Source organism: Aeromonas sp. R5-3, assembly GCF_040908225.1.
In the GTDB taxonomy this organism is placed as follows: domain Bacteria; phylum Pseudomonadota; class Gammaproteobacteria; order Enterobacterales; family Aeromonadaceae; genus Aeromonas; species Aeromonas dhakensis.
Genome location: NZ_JBFODH010000024.1, coordinates 121,264 through 138,344, shown reverse-complemented (window position 1 = coordinate 138,344; position 17,081 = coordinate 121,264). Strand labels below are relative to the sequence as shown.

Sequence of the window (17,081 nt, the reverse complement as noted above, 5' to 3'; positions counted from 1 at the left end):
GCCATAACCAATTGCACCACTGGCATACCTATTTATGTATAGCTTTGAATTATCAGGAATTACCCCTGAGGAGATATATAAATAGACACTTGATTTGCATCAATCGCCCGCCCCTGCCGACTGGGTAGCCTAGCCTCAGAATGATGTTTTATTACTCCAAACTAGAGGCAATCATGAGCAAAGTCAGACTGGTCGTTGTGGGCAACGGCATGGTGGGGCACCGCTTCATCGAAGAGCTGATCGAGCGGGCCGACCCGGGCCGCTACGAGATAACCGTCTTCGGTGCAGAACCCCGTCCCGCCTACGATCGCGTCCATCTCTCCTCCTACTTCTCCCACCACACCAGCGAAGATCTCTCCCTCGTCAAACCCGGTTTCTACGACAAGCACGGCATTCGGTTGCTGCTCGGTGAAGCGGTGAAAAAAATCGACAGGGCCAACCGCGAAGTGCACTCCAACAAGGGCACTGTGGTCGGTTACGACAAGCTGGTGCTGGCCACCGGCTCCTACCCCTGGGTGCCGCCCATTCAGGGCAGTCAGCACCACGAGTGCTTCGTCTACCGCACCATCGAGGATCTCAAAGCCATCCGCAGCGCGGCCAAGAGCGGCAAGAGCGGCGTGGTGATCGGGGGCGGCCTGCTTGGCCTGGAAGCCGCCGGCGCCCTCAAGGCACTGGGCCTCGAGACCCATGTGGTGGAGTTTGCCCCGGTACTGATGGCCGAGCAGCTCGACGGTCAGGGCGGCCAGCTGCTGCGCCGCAAGATCGAATCCATGGGCGTGCAGGTGCACACCAGCAAGAGCACCAGCGAGATCCTGATGCATGGCGGCGAACAGGCGAAACACCGCCTCGCCTTCGCCGACGGCAGCCAGCTTGAAGTGGACGTGGTGGTCTTCTCCACCGGCATCCGCCCGCAAGACACCCTCGGTCGCTACGGCGATCTGGCCATCGCCGAGCGCGGCGGCATCGTCATCGACGATCACTGCCTCACCTCCGATTCCGACATCTATGCCATCGGCGAGTGCGCCGCCTGGCAGGGTCGCTTCTTCGGCCTGGTGGCACCGGGCTACAAGATGGCCCAGATCACCGTCGACCATCTGCTCGGTGGCGACAGCCGCTTCGAAGGGGCGGACATGAGCGCCAAGCTCAAGCTGCTCGGCGTCTCCGTCGGCTCCATCGGCGATGCCCATGGCCGCACCCCGGGCAGCCACAGCTATGTGTTCCAGGACGACCAGGCCGGCGTCTACAAGAAGATCGTGGTGAGCGAAGACAACAGCCGCCTGCTCGGCGCCGTGCTGGTGGGTGACGTGGATGACTACGGCAACCTGCTGCAGATGATGCTCAACGCCCTGCCGCTGCCGAGCCACCCGGACACCCTGATCCTGCCCGCCTACGCCGGCGCCAAACCGACCCTGGGGGTGGATGCCCTGCCAGAGAGCGCCCAGATCTGCTCCTGCTTCGACGTCTCCAAGGGCGACATCGCCCAGGCCGTCGCCGAGGGTCACACCACGCTGGCCGCCATCAAGCAGCACACCAAGGCCGGTACCGGCTGCGGCGGCTGCGTGCCCCTCATCAGCCAGGTGCTCAACGCCGAACTGGTGAAACAGGGCATCGAGGTCAACAACCACCTCTGCGCCCACTTCCCCCACTCCCGTCAGGAGCTGTTCCACCTGGTCAAGGTGGAGGGGATCAAGAGCTTCGACGAGCTGCTGGCCAAACACGGCCAGGGCCATGGCTGCGAGGTGTGCAAACCGACGGTCGGCTCCATCCTCGCCTCCTGCTGGAACGACTACGTGCTGAGCCCGCTCAACACCCAACTGCAGGACACCAACGACATCTTCCTCGGCAACATGCAAAAGGACGGGACCTACTCCGTCATCCCGCGCATGGCCGGTGGTGAAGTGACTCCGGAAGGGCTGCTGGCAGTGGCCGAAGTGGCCCGCGACTACAAGCTCTACACCAAGATCACCGGCGCCCAGCGCATCGGCCTGTTCGGGGCCCAGAAGGATGATCTGCCCGCCATCTGGCGCAAGTTGCTGGCTGCCGGCTTCGAAACCGGTCAGGCCTACGCCAAGGCGCTGCGCATGGCCAAGACCTGCGTCGGCAGCACCTGGTGCCGCTTCGGCGTGCAGGACAGCGTCGGCCTCGGGGTCTTCCTCGAGAACCGCTACAAGGGCATTCGTACCCCCCACAAGATGAAGTTCGGCGTCTCCGGCTGCACCCGTGAATGTGCGGAAGCCCAGGGCAAGGACGTCGGCATCATCGCCACCGACGCGGGCTGGAACCTCTATGTGGGCGGCAACGGCGGCATGAAGCCGCGCCACGCCGATCTGCTGGCATCTGACCTCGACCGCGAGAGCCTGATCAAGCTGATCGACCGCTTTATGATGTTTTACGTCACCAGCGCCGACAAACTGCAGCGCACCTCGGTCTGGCTCGGCAATCTGGAAGGGGGCGTCGACTACCTGCGCGAAGTGATCGTCGACGACAAGCTGGGACTGGCCGAGACCCTGGAGCGCGATATCCAGACCCTCATCGACAGCTACGAGTGCGAATGGTCGCGCACCCTCAACGAAGAGCAGGCGCTGCAGCGCTTCAGCCACTTCATCAACAGCGACAAGCGCGACCCGGACGTCCAGTTCGTCGCCGAGCGTGACCAGCACAGACCGGCGACCCCGGCCGAGCGCATCCCCGTCTACCAGATCGAGGTGGAAACCAAATGATGAAACTTGCCTGCCAACTCAACGACATACTCCCTGGCACCGGCGTCTGTGCGCTCATTGAGGGTCGCCAGATCGCCCTGTTCCGCCCGAGCGCGGCGGCCGAGGTATTCGCCATCGACAACCGGGATCCCTTCTTCGCCGCCAACGTGCTGTCGCGCGGCATCGTAGGTGAACACGAGGGTGAGCTCTGGGTCGCCAGCCCGCTCAAGAAGCAGCACTTCCGTCTGCGCGACGGCCACTGCCTCGAGAACGCCGCCATGTCGGTGCAAAGCTATCCCGTTGAAGTACGCGACCAGCAGGTCTGGGTCGCCGTCTAAAGCCGATTTCACTCTCTTTCGGGCTGCCTGCGGGCGGCCCTCTTGAAGGAAACAAAGATGTATACCGAAACCATCAACAAGTGCGCCGCCAACGCGGCCCGCATCAACCGCTTCGAGCGCAGCGACAAGCTCGGCTTCTGGCTCAGCTCCGCCATGGCAGGGGCCTATGTGGGCCTTGGCATCATCCTCATCTTCACCCTGGGCAACCTGGTGGATCCGAGCATCCGTCCGCTGGTGATGGGGGCCACCTTCGGCATCGCCCTGACCCTGGTGATCATCGCCGGTTCCGAGCTGTTCACCGGCCACACCATGTTCCTCACCTTCGGGGTGAAGACAGGCAAGATCGCCATGGCCGACCTGCTGCGCATCCTGCCGCAAACCTGGGCTGGCAACCTGCTCGGCTCCATCGCGGTGGCGCTCATCTACTCCTACGGCGGCAGCCTGCTGCCGGACGCAGGCAGCCTGGCCCACAAGGTGGCGCTGGCCAAGACCCAGGCACCGGCCCTGACCCTGTTCATGAAAGGGATCCTCTGCAACTGGCTGGTCTGCCTCGCCATCTGGATGGCACTGCGCACCGAAGGTGCCGCCCGCTTCATCGCCATCTGGTGGTGCCTGCTGGCCTTTATCGCCTCCGGCTACGAGCACTCCATCGCCAACATGACCCTGTTCGCCCTCTCCTGGTTCGGCGCCCACTCCGAGGCCTACACCCTGGGCGGCATCGGCCACAACCTGTTGTGGGTGACCCTGGGCAACACCGTCTCCGGCGCCCTCTTCATGGGTCTGGGCTACTGGTATGCCACCCCCAAGACTGAGCGCCCGGTCGCGGTGAGCGACGCCACCAGCACCACCAGCCAGACCCAAACCGCCTGATCAGGAGGCCCCATGGACTACTTGCCCATCTTCTGCAGACTCGACAACAAACCCGTGCTGCTGGTCGGCGGCGGCGAGGTAGCACAGCGCAAGGCGCGCCTGCTGCTGGATGCCGGTGCCCAGCTCACAGTAGTAGCTCCCGAGCTCGACCCGGAGCTGGCGGAACTGGCTGCCAACGACAGCATCGAGTGGCTGGCCGGTGAATTCGCGCCGCAGCAACTGGCGGGCAAGTGGCTGGTGGTGGCCGCCACCGATCGGCGCGAGGTAAACGCCCTGGTCTACCAGAGCGCAAATCAGGCGCGGATCTTCGCCAACGTGGTGGATGACCCGAAGCGCTCCAGCTTCATCATGCCGTCCATCATCGACCGCTCGCCGCTGATGGTGGCCATCTCCTCCGGCGGCAAGGCCCCGGTGCTGGCCCGGCTGCTGCGGGAAAAACTGGAAGCCCTGCTGCCCCAGCACTTGGGCGCCGTGGCGGCCTTTGCCGGCAGCCTGCGGGATCGGGTCAAGGCGCGCTTCGCCACCATGGGGGAGCGGCGCCGCTTCTGGGAGCGGCTGCTCGGGGCCGATCGCCTCGGTCAGGCGCTGGCGCGGGGGGATAGCGCCTCTGCCCACCAGCTGGCCGACAGCCTGTTTGCTGACGAGAGCAAGGCTCACGGCGAGGTGGTGCTGGTCGGTGCCGGCCCCGGGGATCCGGGCCTGCTCACCCTGCACGCCCTGCGCCAGATGCAGCAGGCGGATGTGGTGGTCTATGACCGCCTGGTCTCCGACGAGGTGATGGCACTGGTGCGCCGCGACGCCAAACGCATCTTCGTCGGCAAGCAGGCGGGCAACCACTGCGTGCCCCAGGAGGGGATCAACCAGCTCTTGCTGGAGGAGGCGAAGAAGGGTCAGCGGGTGGTGCGGCTGAAGGGGGGCGATCCCTTCATCTTCGGCCGTGGCGGCGAGGAGCTGGAGACGCTGGTGGGCAGCGGCATCGGTTTTCAGGTGGTGCCGGGGATCACGGCGGCGAGCGGCTGCGCCGCCTACGCCGGCATTCCGCTGACCCACCGGGATCACGCCCAGAGCGTGCGCTTCGTCACCGCCCACGGCAAGGGGGGGGCACAGGATCTCGACTGGCCGTTGCTGGCAAAAGACAGGCAGACCCTGGTGTTCTACATGGGGCTTTCATCCTGCGCCACCATCCGCGAGCAACTGCTGGCCCACGGCAAGGGGGGCGACACCCCGGTGGCGCTGATCGAGCGCGGCACCCAGCCGAGCCAGCGGGTCATTCGCAGCACCCTTGACCAGTTGCCCGAGCTGGCCATCGGCGTCGAAAGCCCGGCCCTTATAATGGTGGGCTCGGTGGTAACCCTGGCTGACTCCCTCGCCTGGTTCGGGCAAGGGGCTGCCACGGAGAGGGCGCTGGCTTCGGCCTGATATCACCTCATATGCAAACGCCACCCAGGGGTGGCGTTTCTTTTCCTGCATTTACTGTCATAACCTCTTGTTTTGAGTCTGGTATCCTATGGGTGTGTCAGCCGGACCACCGAATTCAGGAATTCAGTTTCATGTCTCTCCCCGCCAAGAACAACGCCAAGCAGCGTGAACAGGACAGAGCACGCATCCTCACCCTGCTGCTCGCCGACGACGCCCTCACCGACAGCCTGCTAGACCCGCAAGGGGAGCAGGACGCCGAACTGCGGAACCAGACCAGCGAGCTCACCCGACTGGTCAACAGCCTGCCCGCCGCCGATATCGCCGATGCGCTGGAGTCCCTGCCACCGGACGAGCGCCATGTGCTGTGGCAGCAGGTGGATGCGGACAAGCACGGCCAGATCCTGGTGGAGGCCTCGGAGACGGTGTGGGACAGCCTCATCAGCGGTATGAGCGACAAGGAGCTGCTGCATGCCCTGAGCACCCTCGACATCGACGATCAGATCTATCTGGGCCAGTACCTGCCTCGCAATCTGATGGGGCGGCTGCTCACCTCCATGGCCCCCATGGACAGGGATCGGGTGCGGGAGGTGATCCGCTACGGCAAGCACACGGTTGGCGCCATGATGGACTTCGACCTGGTGACTGTGCGTCCGGATGTGACCCTGGCTACCGTGCAACGCTACCTGCGCCTGCGCGGCCAGATCCCCGACAACACCGACAAGTTGTTCGTCATCGACCGTCGCAACCGGCTGCAGGGAGAACTGCCGCTCACGACCGTGTTGCTGCACAGACCCGAGACCCGGGTGAGCGACGTGATGGAGAAGGATCCGGTCACCTTCGATCCGGAGGACAACGATGAGGCGGCCGCCCGTACCTTCGAGCGGGACGACCTGGTCTCCGCCGCCGTGGTGGATGCCAGGGGCAAACTGATGGGCCGGCTCACCGTCGCCGAGGTGGTGGATCTGGTCTATGAGGAGAGCGACACCGACCTGCGCCGGATGGGGGGGATCAGCGAGGAGGAGGACGTGTTCGCGCCCGTCTCCAAGGCGGTCAAGACCCGCTGGGCCTGGCTCGCAATCAACCTCTGCACCGCCTTCGTGGCGTCGCGGGTGATCGGTCTGTTCGAGCACACCATCTCCCAGCTGGTGGCGCTGGCGGCACTGATGCCCATCGTCGCAGGCATCGGCGGCAACACCGGCAACCAGACCATCACCATGATAGTGCGGGCGCTGGCGCTGCAGCACATCCAGACCGGCAACGTCTCCTTCCTGCTGTGGCGCGAACTGGGGGTGGCCCTGATCAACGGCCTGGTGTGGGGCGGCACCATGGGGGTCGCCACCTACATCCTCTATCAGGATGCGGCGCTGGGCGCCGTGATGACGCTGGCCATGATGCTCAACCTGCTGGTGGCTGCGCTGATGGGGGTCATCATCCCCATGACCATGAGCCGGCTGGGCCGCGACCCGGCGGTGGGCGCCAGCGTGATGATCACCGCCATCACCGACACCGGCGGCTTCTTCATCTTCCTGGGGCTGGCCACCCTGTTCCTGCTTTAATCCGGTCTGCAGCAAAAAGGGAGCCTTAATGGCTCCCTTGTTCATTCGGTGCGGCCGCTATACCCGGTATTTGGCCACCGCCTGGTTGAGCAGCTTGGCCTGCTCGGTCAGGCCGTGGCTCGATTTGGCGTTCTCCTCCGCCATCAGGCTCGACTCCTGGGCGATGTCACGGATGTTGTTGACGTTGCGGTTCACCTCGTTGGCCACCAGGCTCTGCTGCTCGATGGCGGCGGCAATCTGGGTGCTCATGTCCATGATGTGGGTGACGTCCTGGGTGATCTGCTCCAGCAGTTCACCCGCCATGCTGGCCTGCTCCGAGCTGCTGTTGCCCTGCTCGCGGCAGGTCGCCATCATGCCCACTATGTTGCCGGTCTGCTTCTGCAACGAGCTGATGATGCCGGCGATCTCCTGGGTCGACTTCTGGGTACGGATGGCGAGGCTGCGCACCTCGTCCGCCACCACCGCAAAGCCGCGGCCCTGATCCCCCGCCCGCGCCGCCTCGATGGCCGCGTTGAGGGCCAGCAGGTTGGTCTGCTCGGCAATGCCGCGGATCACGTCCAGCACAGAGCCGATGGTTTCACTCTCCTGCTGCAGCTGGGCCACTTCGCGGGAGGAGTTCTCCAGGTTGTCGGCCAGGGAGCGGATCTGGCTGACGGTGTTCTCCACCGCACTGCGCCCCTCCATCGCCTTGTTGTTGGTGGTCTGGGCATTGTTGGCGGCCTGCTCGGTGTTGCGGGCGATCTCCTCTATGGTGGAGCCCATCTCGGTGGAGGCGGTCGCCACCATGTCGGTCTCCTGCAGCTGGCGAGCAGCCCCCTCGCTGGTGCGGCGGACGTTGCCTGAGAGGTGATCCGCCGCCTCGGTCAGGGTGTGCACGCTCTGCTTCACATCGCCGATGAGGTGGCGAAAACCTCCCAGCATCACGTCCAGGTTGCTCGCCAGCTGCGCCATCTCGTCCGCCCCCTGCAGCTCGATCTTGAGGCGCAGGTCATTGTCCTGCCGAATGCGGTTGACGGTGTCGTTCACCCGCGAGATGGGGCGATCGATGCTGCGGCCCAGCAGCATGCTCATGATGCCCATCAGCACTATGATGACGCCGCCACAGACCAGCATCAGGGTGTTGAGGCGCGAGGTCTGCCGTACCAGCTCGTCGGCGATGTGCTTGTCGACCGCGGCGAACCCTTGCTCGGTCTGGTGCACCAGATCCCGCATCTGGCTGCGCAGCCCTTCCCCCTCATTCAGCCCCAGCACCTGCATTCCCTGCACCAGGGCGATGAAGTCCTGCTTGTACTGCTCGCTGGCCTGCTCCAGCTTGCCGCGTTCAGCCTCCGGCAAGGTTGCCAGCCGCTGCTGGAAATCCTTGTGCAGGGTCTGGAAGCGCTCCAGATACTGGATGTCGGAGCGCAGCATGAAGTCTTTCTCCGCCCGCCGCAGCTGCAGCATGGTGATGAGCAGCCCCTGCTCATCCAGCTGCTTGAGCCCTTCCTCCACCTCGTGCACCGCCGTCCGCAGGCGACCGTAGAGCCCATCCTCCGGCCCCAGCCCGATCTTCTGCTGCTGGACCACCAGCTCGTTGAAGGCCTTGCCATAGGCCCCCATCTGCTGATCCAGCATGGTCAGCTCGCCCTGCACGGCACTCAGGTTGTCCTCCTGGCTCAGGGTCTGGTTGAGCCGGTGAAAGTCAGCCAGCACTTCATTGAAGCGGGCAACGAAGGTCGGATCCTTGCGGATCAGGAAGTCCTTCTCCGCTCGTCGCAGGTTGAGCATGGCGATCTCGAGGCTGTCCACATTGCGCTGGGCCTCGGTCAGATGGCGACTCACCTGGTTGGAGTAGAAAAACAGGCTGCTCAATACCAGCATGGCCACGGCGACCAGCGCGGTATTCAGGATCAATTTATGACGGATGAGCACGATGAACCTCTCACAAACATGGGGTGGCATGCATTGAGCTTATGCAGAAAACGTTATCCCTGTTGTTGTTCAAGGAATATTCATTGAAATGCCAGTCCCACTCCTTATACTGGATCCCACCTGTTTCCAGCGGTGGATTTGACACAATGGAATACAACACTTCAGAACTGTGCGACATCTATCAGGACATGGTGGATGTGCTCGAACCCATGCTCTGCTCCTTCGGCGGCCGCGCCTCCTTCGGCGGCGTCATCACCACAGTCAAATGCTTCGAATCGAACGGCCTGATCCGTGAACTCGTCAAAGAGAACGGCGTTGGTCGGGTACTGCTGATCGATGGCGGCGGCTCCATGCGCCGTGCCCTGATCGACAGCGAGATCGCCACCACTGCGGCGGAGAACGAGTGGGAAGGGATCGTCTGCTACGGCTGCGTGCGCGAGGTCGACATTCTGGAAGATCTGGATATCGGCATTCAGGCGCTGGCGGCCATTCCGGTGGGGGCCGACAGCAAGGACGTAGGCGAGACCGATCTGCCGGTCAACTTCGGCGGTGTCACCTTCCTGCCGGACGACCATCTCTACGCCGATACCACAGGGGTGATCCTCTCCCCCGATGCGCTCGACATCGAGTAAGCAGAGCAGAGTGAAAATGGGAGCCAAGGCTCCCATTTTTTATGCCCGCGTGCTGCCGGACGCGGACAAAAAAAGAGGGCCAGTAAAAACTGGCCCCTTAACTGGAAGCAATGTGAGCAATGTCGTGCCTTCACAAGAAGTCCATCACGTTGGAACGAATGAAGTCTTTCCCGGAAAACAAGGTAACAATAATCATTCTCATTTAACTAAGCAACCCTTATTTGCCATAAATGCAAAAAAATTGACCGCCCCGAGGGGTGGTCAATGTCGTCAGGCTTGCCGTGTGGCCGTTTGCAGGCCGCTCAAGCCGGCCTCGCCCACCAGCTTGCGGCTGAGATAACGCAGCAGCACGCCGTAGAGCGGCACAAACAATCCCAGGCTGATCAGCAGCTTGAACACGTAGTCCACGGTTGCGATCTCGACCCAGTGCTCGGCCATGAAGGGATCCGTGCTGCGCCAGAAGGCGATGGTGAAGAAGGTGATGGTATCCACCAGATTGCCGAACAGGGTGGAGGCCGCCGGTGCCACCCACCAGGCTTTCAGCAGCCGCAGCCGGTTGAACACCACCACGTCCATGAACTGGCCCACCAGATAGGCCATAAAGCTGGCCAGGGCGATGCGTGCCACGAACAAGTTGAACTCGGCCAGATTGCCAACGCCCTGGAAGCTGCCCTCGAAGAACAGCACCGACAGGGCATAGGAGATGGCCAGCGCCGGCAACATCACGGTCTGGATGATCTTGCGCGCCAGGCTGGCACCGAAGATCCGCACCGTCAGATCGGTGGCCAGAAAGATGAACGGGAAGCTGAAGGCACCCCAGGTGGTATGGAAGCCGAATATGGTGATCGGCAACTGCACCAGGTAGTTGCTGCTGGCAATGATCAGGATGTGGAACAACGAGAGGCGCACCAGCGCCGTCTGGTGCTGAGCAGGGGTCAGATTCATATTGTGACCTTTTTGGTTAATGGGGTTAGGGAACCCATACCGCCACCATTGGCGATAATTGAGGGGCGAGATTATACGCCCCCAAATTGATAGTTCAATCTTTATGCGGTGGGTTGAGGCTGCGACGCCTGCTCAACCCTGATGCTGGCGGGCCAGCCAGAGCAACACCTCGGCATCGGCCGGCTGCTCCGCCGCCAGCCAGCAGCCGCTGTAGTGTTCGTACTCGAGCCGAAAGCGGCTCCCCTCGAACTCCAGCAGCCAGCTGTGACGATCGGCGCCACACTCACGCTCGAGCGCCACCAGCTCCCACTCCTGCAACAGGGCATCGGCCAGGGTTGGAAAGCTGTCCCAGTCGAGCGCGGGGTGCTCCAGCGTCACCACCCCGGCCTTCCTGTCTATCTTAGCGATACACCAGTTCATCGGCTGCTCCTCAACTGCTGCAAGAGAGCTCGCCACCGCAATACCATGCGGGGGATGGGGTGGCGAGATCCTCGTACTCGGGTTGCTCATCATAGGGGTGCTGCAGGGCCGCAAACAGCCGCTCAAACGGCGCCATGTCGCCCTGCTCGGCAGCCTCTATCACCCGCTGGGCCAGCGCGTTGCGCAGCACATACTTGGGATTGACCGCATCCATCTGCCCCTTGCGCACAGCATCCTCGCTCCCCTCCCGGGCGAGGCGCGCCCGATAGGCCTCAAGCCACCCTTGCCAGGCGGCAGGCTCCGGCAGCAGAGCCAGCAGGCTGGCGGGCCAGTCGCCCTGAGCGGTCAGCGCCCCCAGCCGACGCAGGAACAGGTGGTAATCCACCTTATGCGCCGCCAGCAACCTGAACAGCTCGCGAAACAGCGCCGGATCCTCCTCTTCCCACACCGCCAGCCCCAGCTTGGCGCGCATCAGCTCGGAATAGTGCAGCATCAGCTGGTGTTCGTACTGGGCCAGGGCCGACGCCAGCGCGTCGCCATCGACGTGGCCGGCCAGCGCCTGTGCCAGCTTTTGCAGGTTCCAGTAACCGACTGCCGGCTGCTGATCCAGCGCATAACGACCGCCCGGATCCGAGTGGTTGCAGACAAAGTCCGGCACATAGGCATCGATGAAGCCGTAGGGGCCGTAATCCAGGGTCAGCCCGAGTAGCGACATGTTGTCGGTGTTCATCACCCCGTGGCAAAAACCTGCCGCCTGCCACTTGGCGATGAGCCGCGCGGTGCGGCACACCACCTCGGCAAACAGCTCGGCCCCGTTCGCAAGCTCCTGGAAATGATGACGCAGCGCATAGTCGATAAGGGCCGGGATCTTCTCCCCCTGCCCACTCCAGGCGAAATACTCGACATGGCCGAAGCGCAGATGACTCGGGGCAGTGCGCAGTACAGTCGCGCCCGTCTCCACCTGTTCGCGGTAAACCGGCTCCTGACTGCCCACCAGCACCAGTGCCCGGGTGGTGGGGATGCCGAGGGCATGCAGTGCCTCGGAGGCGAGATACTCGCGAATGCTGGAACGCAGCACGGCACGGCCATCGCCGAAGCGGGAGAAGGGGGTCTTGCCCGCCCCTTTCAGGTGCAGGTCCCAGCGGCTGTCATCCGGCGCCAGCTGCTCCCCCAGCAACAGGGCACGGCCATCCCCGAGACGCGGGCTGTAGCCGCCGAACTGATGGCCCGCATAGACCTGGGCCACCGGCTGCATGCCGGGCAAAGGCTGGCCATAACCACAGCAGGCCAGCCAGTCGGCCTCGCTCACCGCCCCCAGCCCCAGCTCGCCGAGCAGCGCACGGTTGAGGTGCAGCAGGCCGGGGGCATGCAGTGGTTGGGGGGCGACGGGCTCACAGGCCCAGGGCAGTTCGGTGGCAAAAGTGTTGATCAGCTTCATGGTGGTGCGGTTCGTCCCTGCGTATGCTCGTGTCACTCTTTATACCGCCGTCGGCCAGCAGTGGCTAACGGGCGATGCGCTATTTCATTTCAAGGAGAAGAATATGCAAAGATGGCTGGGCGCCCTGCCCCTGTTGCTGTTGTTGTGGGGGCCGGCCCAGGCGGCCGATGTCGAGGCTGGCAAGGCCAAGGCCGCCGTCTGCGCCGCCTGTCATGGGGCCGAAGGCAGGGCCCTTGTCCCCAACTATCCCCATCTGGCTGGGCAAAACGCCGCCTATCTGGTGAAACAGCTGAAGGCTTTCAAGGATGGCAGCCGCAAGGAACCCCTGATGGTGCCCTTCATGGCGCCGCTCACCGAGGCAGACATGGAGAACCTGGCAGCCTATTACGCCAGCCTGAAATAATTCACGGCGTCCGGCCAACGGGCGCCATTCCCCTGATGTGCCGCCCAGGCCTGAGTCCGCCGCGGCCGATGACGCCTTGCGAATCTCCCCTACCGGCGGCAGTAGTCGATGATCAGGTCCATAAAGGCTTCCCCGAAACGCTCCAGCTTGCGGTGACCGACGCCGTTGATCGCCAGCATCTCGTCTTCCGTCATCGGCATGAGCTGCGCCATCTCCACTAGGGTGGCGTCGTTGAACACCACGTAGGGCGGCACCTCTTCATCCTCGGCGATCTGCTTGCGCAGCGCCCGCAGCTCCTTGAACAGCCGCTTGTCATAATTGGCGTTGTCGAGCAGGCCGTTGCGCTTCTCCTTGCGGCTGGAGATGGGTTGCAGGCGGGGTACCGCCAATTCCAGCTTCACCTCGCCGCGCAGCACGGGGCGGGCAGCCTCGGTCAGCTGCAGCACCAGGTTGCGGGTGATGTTCTGGGTCAGCAACCCCTTGTGGATCAGCTGGCGGATAACGCTCATCCAGTACTCGTGGCTCTGATCCTTGCCGATGCCGTAGGTCGAGAGCTTGTCGTGGCCGTGATCCTTGATGCGCTGATTGAGCGAGCCGCGCAGCACCTCCACCACATAGCCTACCCCGAAGTTCTGCCCCACCCGCCAGACGCAGGAGAGCGCCTTCTGGGCGTCTTCGGTGCCGTCATAGCTCTGGGGTGGATCGAGGCAGATGTCGCAGTTGCCGCACGGCTTGTCGTTGTACTCGCCGAAGTAGTTGAGCAGCACCTGACGCCGGCAGGTCTGCGCCTCGGCGAAGGCCGCCATCACGTTGAGCTTGTACTGCTCCACCTGCAACTGCTGGGGATTCTCGATGTTGTCGAGCAGCCGGCGCACCCGACCGATGTCGGCGGGATCGTAGAGCAACAGCGCCTCGGCGGGGGTGCCGTCGCGCCCGGCACGGCCGGTCTCCTGATAGTAGGACTCGATGTTCTTCGGGATGTCGTAGTGCACTACGAAGCGCACGTTGGGCTTGTCGATCCCCATGCCGAACGCCACCGTCGCCACCACTATCTCGATATCATCCTTGAGGAAGGCCTCCTGGGTCTGCTGGCGCAGCTCTAGGGGCAGACCGGCGTGATAGGGGGCCGCCTTGCAGCCGTGACGGGAGAGCCGCTCGGCCACCTCCTCCACCCGGTTGCGGCTGGAGCAGTAGACGATGCCGCAGTTGCCCTTCTGGCTCTGCACGTAGCGCAGCAGCTGCTCCGCCGCCTTGAACTTCTCCACCAGGCTGTAGCGGATATTGGGTCGGTCGAAGCTGGCAGTGTGGATAAAGGGATCCTGCAATTCCAGCCGGTGCAGCATGTCGCTGCGGGTCGCCTCGTCGGCGGTGGCGGTCAGCGCCACCACGGGCACCAGGGGGAACCACTGCTTGAGCCGACCGAGCGCCGCGTATTCGGGGCGAAAATCGTGACCCCACTGGGAGACGCAGTGCGCCTCGTCGATGGCGAACAGGCCGAGCGGCAACTCCGCCAGCCGGTCCATGAATTCGTGCTGCAGCAGGCGTTCGGGGGAGACGTAGACGATTTTTATCTCGCCGCGCCGCATGGCGGCAAAGTTCTGGATCATCTCCTCCCGGCTCAGGGCCGAGTTGATGTAGACCGCCGCCACCCCGTTGGCACGCAGGCTGTCCACCTGATCCTTCATCAACGAGATGAGGGGAGAGACCACCACCCCGAGCCCGGGTCGCAGCAGCGCCGGGATCTGGTAGCAGAGCGACTTGCCACCGCCGGTGGGTTTGAGCACCAGCGCATCGCGCCCCGCCACTATCTGCTCGATGATCTCGAGCTGACCCGGCCGAAACTGCTGATAGCCGAACACCGCCTGCAACAGGGCAAGGGGGTTCTCTGGCTGAGGGTCAGGCAGGGTTTCGGCAATGACGGTCATGGGCTCTCCTTTGGGGTCGCCATTCTAAAGCAGCCGCCGCCCACAATAAACCTGCCATTGCGACTGTTAAGGAAGTGTTGCAGACTGGCTGGAGTTTTTACTCGGCTATGCCGACAGGGATTGGACTCAAGGAATGAAACAGATGCTCAAGAAGATGGCGCTCAGTGGCATTGCCAACCTGTTCGCCGAGAGGATGCCCTTCAACAAGCTGATCGGCATGCAGGTCACCCACTACGACTTCGACAAGGTGGAGCTGCGTATCAAGATGGAGGAGAAGCTGATCGGCAACCCCTTCCACAACATACTGCACGGCGGCGTCACCGCCAGCCTGCTCGACGTGGCCGGCGGCATGATAGTCGCCGCCTCCTGCATCGACGAGCTGGAAGACTTCTCCCCCAGCTATCTCAAGGAGCGCTTCTCCCGCCTCGGCACCATCGATCTCCGGGTCGACTACCTGCGACCGGGGCGCGGCAACGAGTTCATCGCCACCGCCCACATCATCCGGGCCGGCAGCAAGGTCGCGGTTGCCCGCATGGAGCTGCACAACGAAGAAGGGACTCATATCGCCTTCGGCACCGGCACCTATCTGGTGGGCTGAGCCAGCCTATTGCATAAAAACCACGCTGCTAATCTGATTTTAATCATTAGAAACCTTACCCCCTCTGCCGCCACCAGGTTCATACTGAAAGTCGGGATTGTGTGCAGAGGGAGGATTGCAGGCGATGAGTGCGAAACTGGCCACCAAACCATCCAGAGCCTTGTTGAGGCAGCTCGAGTCCATGCTCGACGAGGTGCAGACACCCGAGTGTCGCCACTGGCTGGAACAGGAGCTTGAGGGATACTCTCTCTGTTCGCCCCTGCCCTGGTATCGCATCATAGCCTGTCGGCAACGCGGTCACTTCTTGGATCTGAAGACGGGAAAATACCTGACCTGTCACATCAACAGTCAAACGCTAAGCCAACGCGATCTGGCCCAGATTCAGTTCATCTATGCCCGTGAACCCGCCGCCCACTATTTGCTGCAACGCAATTCCGGTATTGAGCCCTGGCCAGAACAGCTGCTGGAAGATTATCAGGAGCAGCTGATCCCTGGCCATCTGTGCCTGCAAGCCTGGCATGAGCCCGTGTCTTCATTACGCGAACAACTGATGGAGGGAATAGAACATTTCATTAGTGAGTACCCCAAGCACGCGGCCTTGCAACCTCAACACAGCTTCAAGGCATTGCGGCATCAGCACTGGCATATCTAACAGGCGCCTGGCGCGCAAGGAGGGCACCATAGACAGAACCCAACGAGAGATTGCCACAATCTAGAGTGCCGGAGTCAGGATCAGACTCCACCCTGGGCCACCGAGCGGTGGCCCTTTTATTGTCAGGTTGTCTTGCACAGAACAACCCAACAAACGAGACAGCGAGGCAGCGAGGCAGCGAGGCAGGAAAGCAGGAAAGCATCGTACGACTGCCAGCGCTGGAGCCAGCCTCTGTTGAGGCGAAAGCCAAATGCGAAAAGGCCGCTCTATTGAGCGGCCTTTTCTAATGTGGTCGGTGTGAGAGGATTCGAACCTCCGACCCCTTCGTCCCGAACGAAGTGCGCTACCAAGCTGCGCTACACACCGATGTCTGCGGGACGGGAATTTACCTAAAGCCCCGACCCGACACAAGCCTTTTTTGCATTAAAAAGGAAAAAAAGTGCTGTTCGCTCAACTATTCAGCACTCCCCCCTCCGTTTTACCGAAATGCAGCCGGACGGTGACATTTCGCTAACCCAGTCTTAGGGCAGACGAAGCGACTCAGGCCCCAGCAACCGGCGTTGCCAATCCGCAATCGTGCCGTGCTCCAGCCAGTCCGCCGCATGCTTGCGCCAGTTGGGCGAGAGGGCCGGATTTTCCAGCAGCAACAGCAGGTCCGCCTCGTTGCGTAGCTGATTGAACAGGATATCGGCAGTACGCTTCACCGTGAGCTCAGGGTAGGGTCTGTCCACCAGCTCCAGTCGCTCCTGCGGCATCACCATCCCCTCCTCCAGCACCCGCAACAACCAGCCGCAGCGGCCACTGAGCTGCATCACCTGCGACATCTGGCCATAACCGAAACGCTGATTGAGCTTGAAACAGGGGGATCTGGGCTGGCTTATCTGGATCAGCGCCTCGCCGAGTCGATAGACATCGCCGATGCAGGCCTGCGCCTCGGTCAACCCGACCCCGGAGAGGTTCTCGCCGAAGGCGGCTGGCTGCCAGGGGGTACGCGGGGCCGCTAGGCCCAGCGCCGTCTGCCAGTTGTGCCACCAGGGGTAGTGATCGGTGGGATAGTAGTGCAGCGCCCGATCCGGGCCGCCATGGTGACGCTGGTCGCACTGTTCGTCGCCCGCGAGACCGCTGACGCCGCACCAGAGCGGTATGGTGGTGGCTTGTTTGTGGATGGCACTGACAAGACCGGGAACCAGTTCGGCACCCTGGCCGCTAAAGATGGAGATCCGCATTCTCATCCTCCGGTTTGACGAGAGAATGCGGATCTTATCATGTGAGGGG

15 protein-coding genes and 1 tRNA gene are annotated in these 17,081 nt (G+C 62.8%); 9 read left to right on the top strand and 7 right to left on the bottom strand.

What is annotated here, in order from left to right; translation table 11 throughout:
- Nucleotides 1–173: 173 nt before the first annotated feature.
- The 5 genes from nirB to mgtE all read left to right on the top strand — a co-directional run bounded on the left by nirB (nucleotide 174) and on the right by mgtE (nucleotide 6,882).
- Nucleotides 174–2,720 carry a nitrite reductase large subunit NirB gene (nirB, locus tag AB5Y95_RS17415; protein ID WP_368161694.1) on the top strand — a complete coding sequence of 849 codons (2,547 nt, stop codon included), beginning with the start codon at nucleotides 174–176 and terminating at the stop codon, nucleotides 2,718–2,720.
- Complete coding sequence (nirD, locus tag AB5Y95_RS17410; RefSeq protein WP_017787078.1) at nucleotides 2,720–3,037, top strand: nitrite reductase small subunit NirD; 318 nt, start codon at nucleotides 2,720–2,722, stop codon at nucleotides 3,035–3,037. The genes nirB and nirD overlap by 1 nt, the downstream gene beginning before the upstream one ends.
- A gap of 57 nt (nucleotides 3,038–3,094) precedes the next feature.
- Nucleotides 3,095–3,907, top strand: coding sequence for a nitrite transporter NirC (gene nirC, locus AB5Y95_RS17405; RefSeq protein ID WP_368161693.1), 813 nt, complete (start codon nucleotides 3,095–3,097; stop codon nucleotides 3,905–3,907).
- Nucleotides 3,908–3,919: 12 nt separating this feature from the next.
- Nucleotides 3,920–5,326: a siroheme synthase CysG gene (cysG, locus tag AB5Y95_RS17400; RefSeq protein WP_368161692.1), complete on the top strand. Its 1,407-nt coding sequence runs from the start codon at nucleotides 3,920–3,922 to the stop codon at nucleotides 5,324–5,326.
- Between the two features lie 131 nt (nucleotides 5,327–5,457).
- Nucleotides 5,458–6,882, top strand: coding sequence for a magnesium transporter (gene mgtE / locus AB5Y95_RS17395; protein ID WP_041203041.1), 1,425 nt, complete (start codon nucleotides 5,458–5,460; stop codon nucleotides 6,880–6,882).
- A gap of 57 nt (nucleotides 6,883–6,939) precedes the next feature.
- Here mgtE and AB5Y95_RS17390 read toward each other — a convergent pair whose 3' ends face one another.
- Nucleotides 6,940–8,793, bottom strand: coding sequence for a methyl-accepting chemotaxis protein (locus AB5Y95_RS17390; protein WP_206866061.1), 1,854 nt, complete (start codon nucleotides 8,791–8,793; stop codon nucleotides 6,940–6,942).
- Between the two features lie 146 nt (nucleotides 8,794–8,939).
- On the opposite strand from AB5Y95_RS17390, the gene rraA reads away from it, so the two are divergent.
- A complete protein-coding gene (gene rraA, locus AB5Y95_RS17385) occupies nucleotides 8,940–9,425 on the top strand; it encodes a ribonuclease E activity regulator RraA (RefSeq protein WP_005306574.1) in 486 nt (161 codons plus the stop codon).
- Between the two features lie 270 nt (nucleotides 9,426–9,695).
- On the opposite strand, the gene AB5Y95_RS17380 is transcribed toward rraA, so the two are convergent.
- The 3 genes from AB5Y95_RS17380 to AB5Y95_RS17370 all read right to left on the bottom strand — a co-directional run bounded on the left by AB5Y95_RS17380 (nucleotide 9,696) and on the right by AB5Y95_RS17370 (nucleotide 12,228).
- The gene (locus AB5Y95_RS17380) at nucleotides 9,696–10,370 is read right to left on the bottom strand and encodes a 7-cyano-7-deazaguanine/7-aminomethyl-7-deazaguanine transporter (RefSeq protein WP_368161690.1); all 675 of its coding nucleotides are present in this window, start codon (nucleotides 10,368–10,370) and stop codon (nucleotides 9,696–9,698) included.
- Between the two features lie 132 nt (nucleotides 10,371–10,502).
- Nucleotides 10,503–10,790, bottom strand: coding sequence for a DUF3630 family protein (locus AB5Y95_RS17375; protein ID WP_368161689.1), 288 nt, complete (start codon nucleotides 10,788–10,790; stop codon nucleotides 10,503–10,505).
- Between the two features lie 10 nt (nucleotides 10,791–10,800).
- A complete protein-coding gene (locus AB5Y95_RS17370) occupies nucleotides 10,801–12,228 on the bottom strand; it encodes a YdiU family protein (protein ID WP_368161687.1) in 1,428 nt (475 codons plus the stop codon).
- A gap of 103 nt (nucleotides 12,229–12,331) precedes the next feature.
- Between AB5Y95_RS17370 and AB5Y95_RS17365 the strand changes: the two genes are divergently transcribed.
- Nucleotides 12,332–12,631: a c-type cytochrome gene (locus AB5Y95_RS17365; protein WP_005306588.1), complete on the top strand. Its 300-nt coding sequence runs from the start codon at nucleotides 12,332–12,334 to the stop codon at nucleotides 12,629–12,631.
- Between the two features lie 89 nt (nucleotides 12,632–12,720).
- Here the strand turns inward: AB5Y95_RS17365 and recQ are convergent, their stop codons facing one another.
- Nucleotides 12,721–14,556 carry an ATP-dependent DNA helicase RecQ gene (gene recQ / locus AB5Y95_RS17360; RefSeq protein WP_368161686.1) on the bottom strand — a complete coding sequence of 612 codons (1,836 nt, stop codon included), beginning with the start codon at nucleotides 14,554–14,556 and terminating at the stop codon, nucleotides 12,721–12,723.
- Between the two features lie 133 nt (nucleotides 14,557–14,689).
- On the opposite strand from recQ, the gene AB5Y95_RS17355 reads away from it, so the two are divergent.
- Together AB5Y95_RS17355 and AB5Y95_RS17350 are read left to right on the top strand one after the other, a co-directional pair.
- Nucleotides 14,690–15,154: a thioesterase family protein gene (locus tag AB5Y95_RS17355; protein WP_029306122.1), complete on the top strand. Its 465-nt coding sequence runs from the start codon at nucleotides 14,690–14,692 to the stop codon at nucleotides 15,152–15,154.
- A 124-nt stretch (nucleotides 15,155–15,278) separates the two neighbouring features.
- A complete protein-coding gene (locus tag AB5Y95_RS17350; RefSeq protein WP_005306599.1) occupies nucleotides 15,279–15,806 on the top strand; it encodes a hypothetical protein in 528 nt (175 codons plus the stop codon).
- A gap of 289 nt (nucleotides 15,807–16,095) precedes the next feature.
- On the opposite strand, the gene AB5Y95_RS17345 is transcribed toward AB5Y95_RS17350, so the two are convergent.
- Together AB5Y95_RS17345 and AB5Y95_RS17340 are read right to left on the bottom strand one after the other, a co-directional pair.
- Nucleotides 16,096–16,172, bottom strand: a tRNA-Pro gene (locus tag AB5Y95_RS17345).
- 155 nt (nucleotides 16,173–16,327) lie between these two features.
- Nucleotides 16,328–17,032 (bottom strand): MOSC domain-containing protein, encoded by a 705-nt coding sequence (locus tag AB5Y95_RS17340; protein WP_368161685.1) that lies wholly within the window; start codon nucleotides 17,030–17,032, stop codon nucleotides 16,328–16,330.
- Nucleotides 17,033–17,081: the final 49 nt, after the last annotated feature.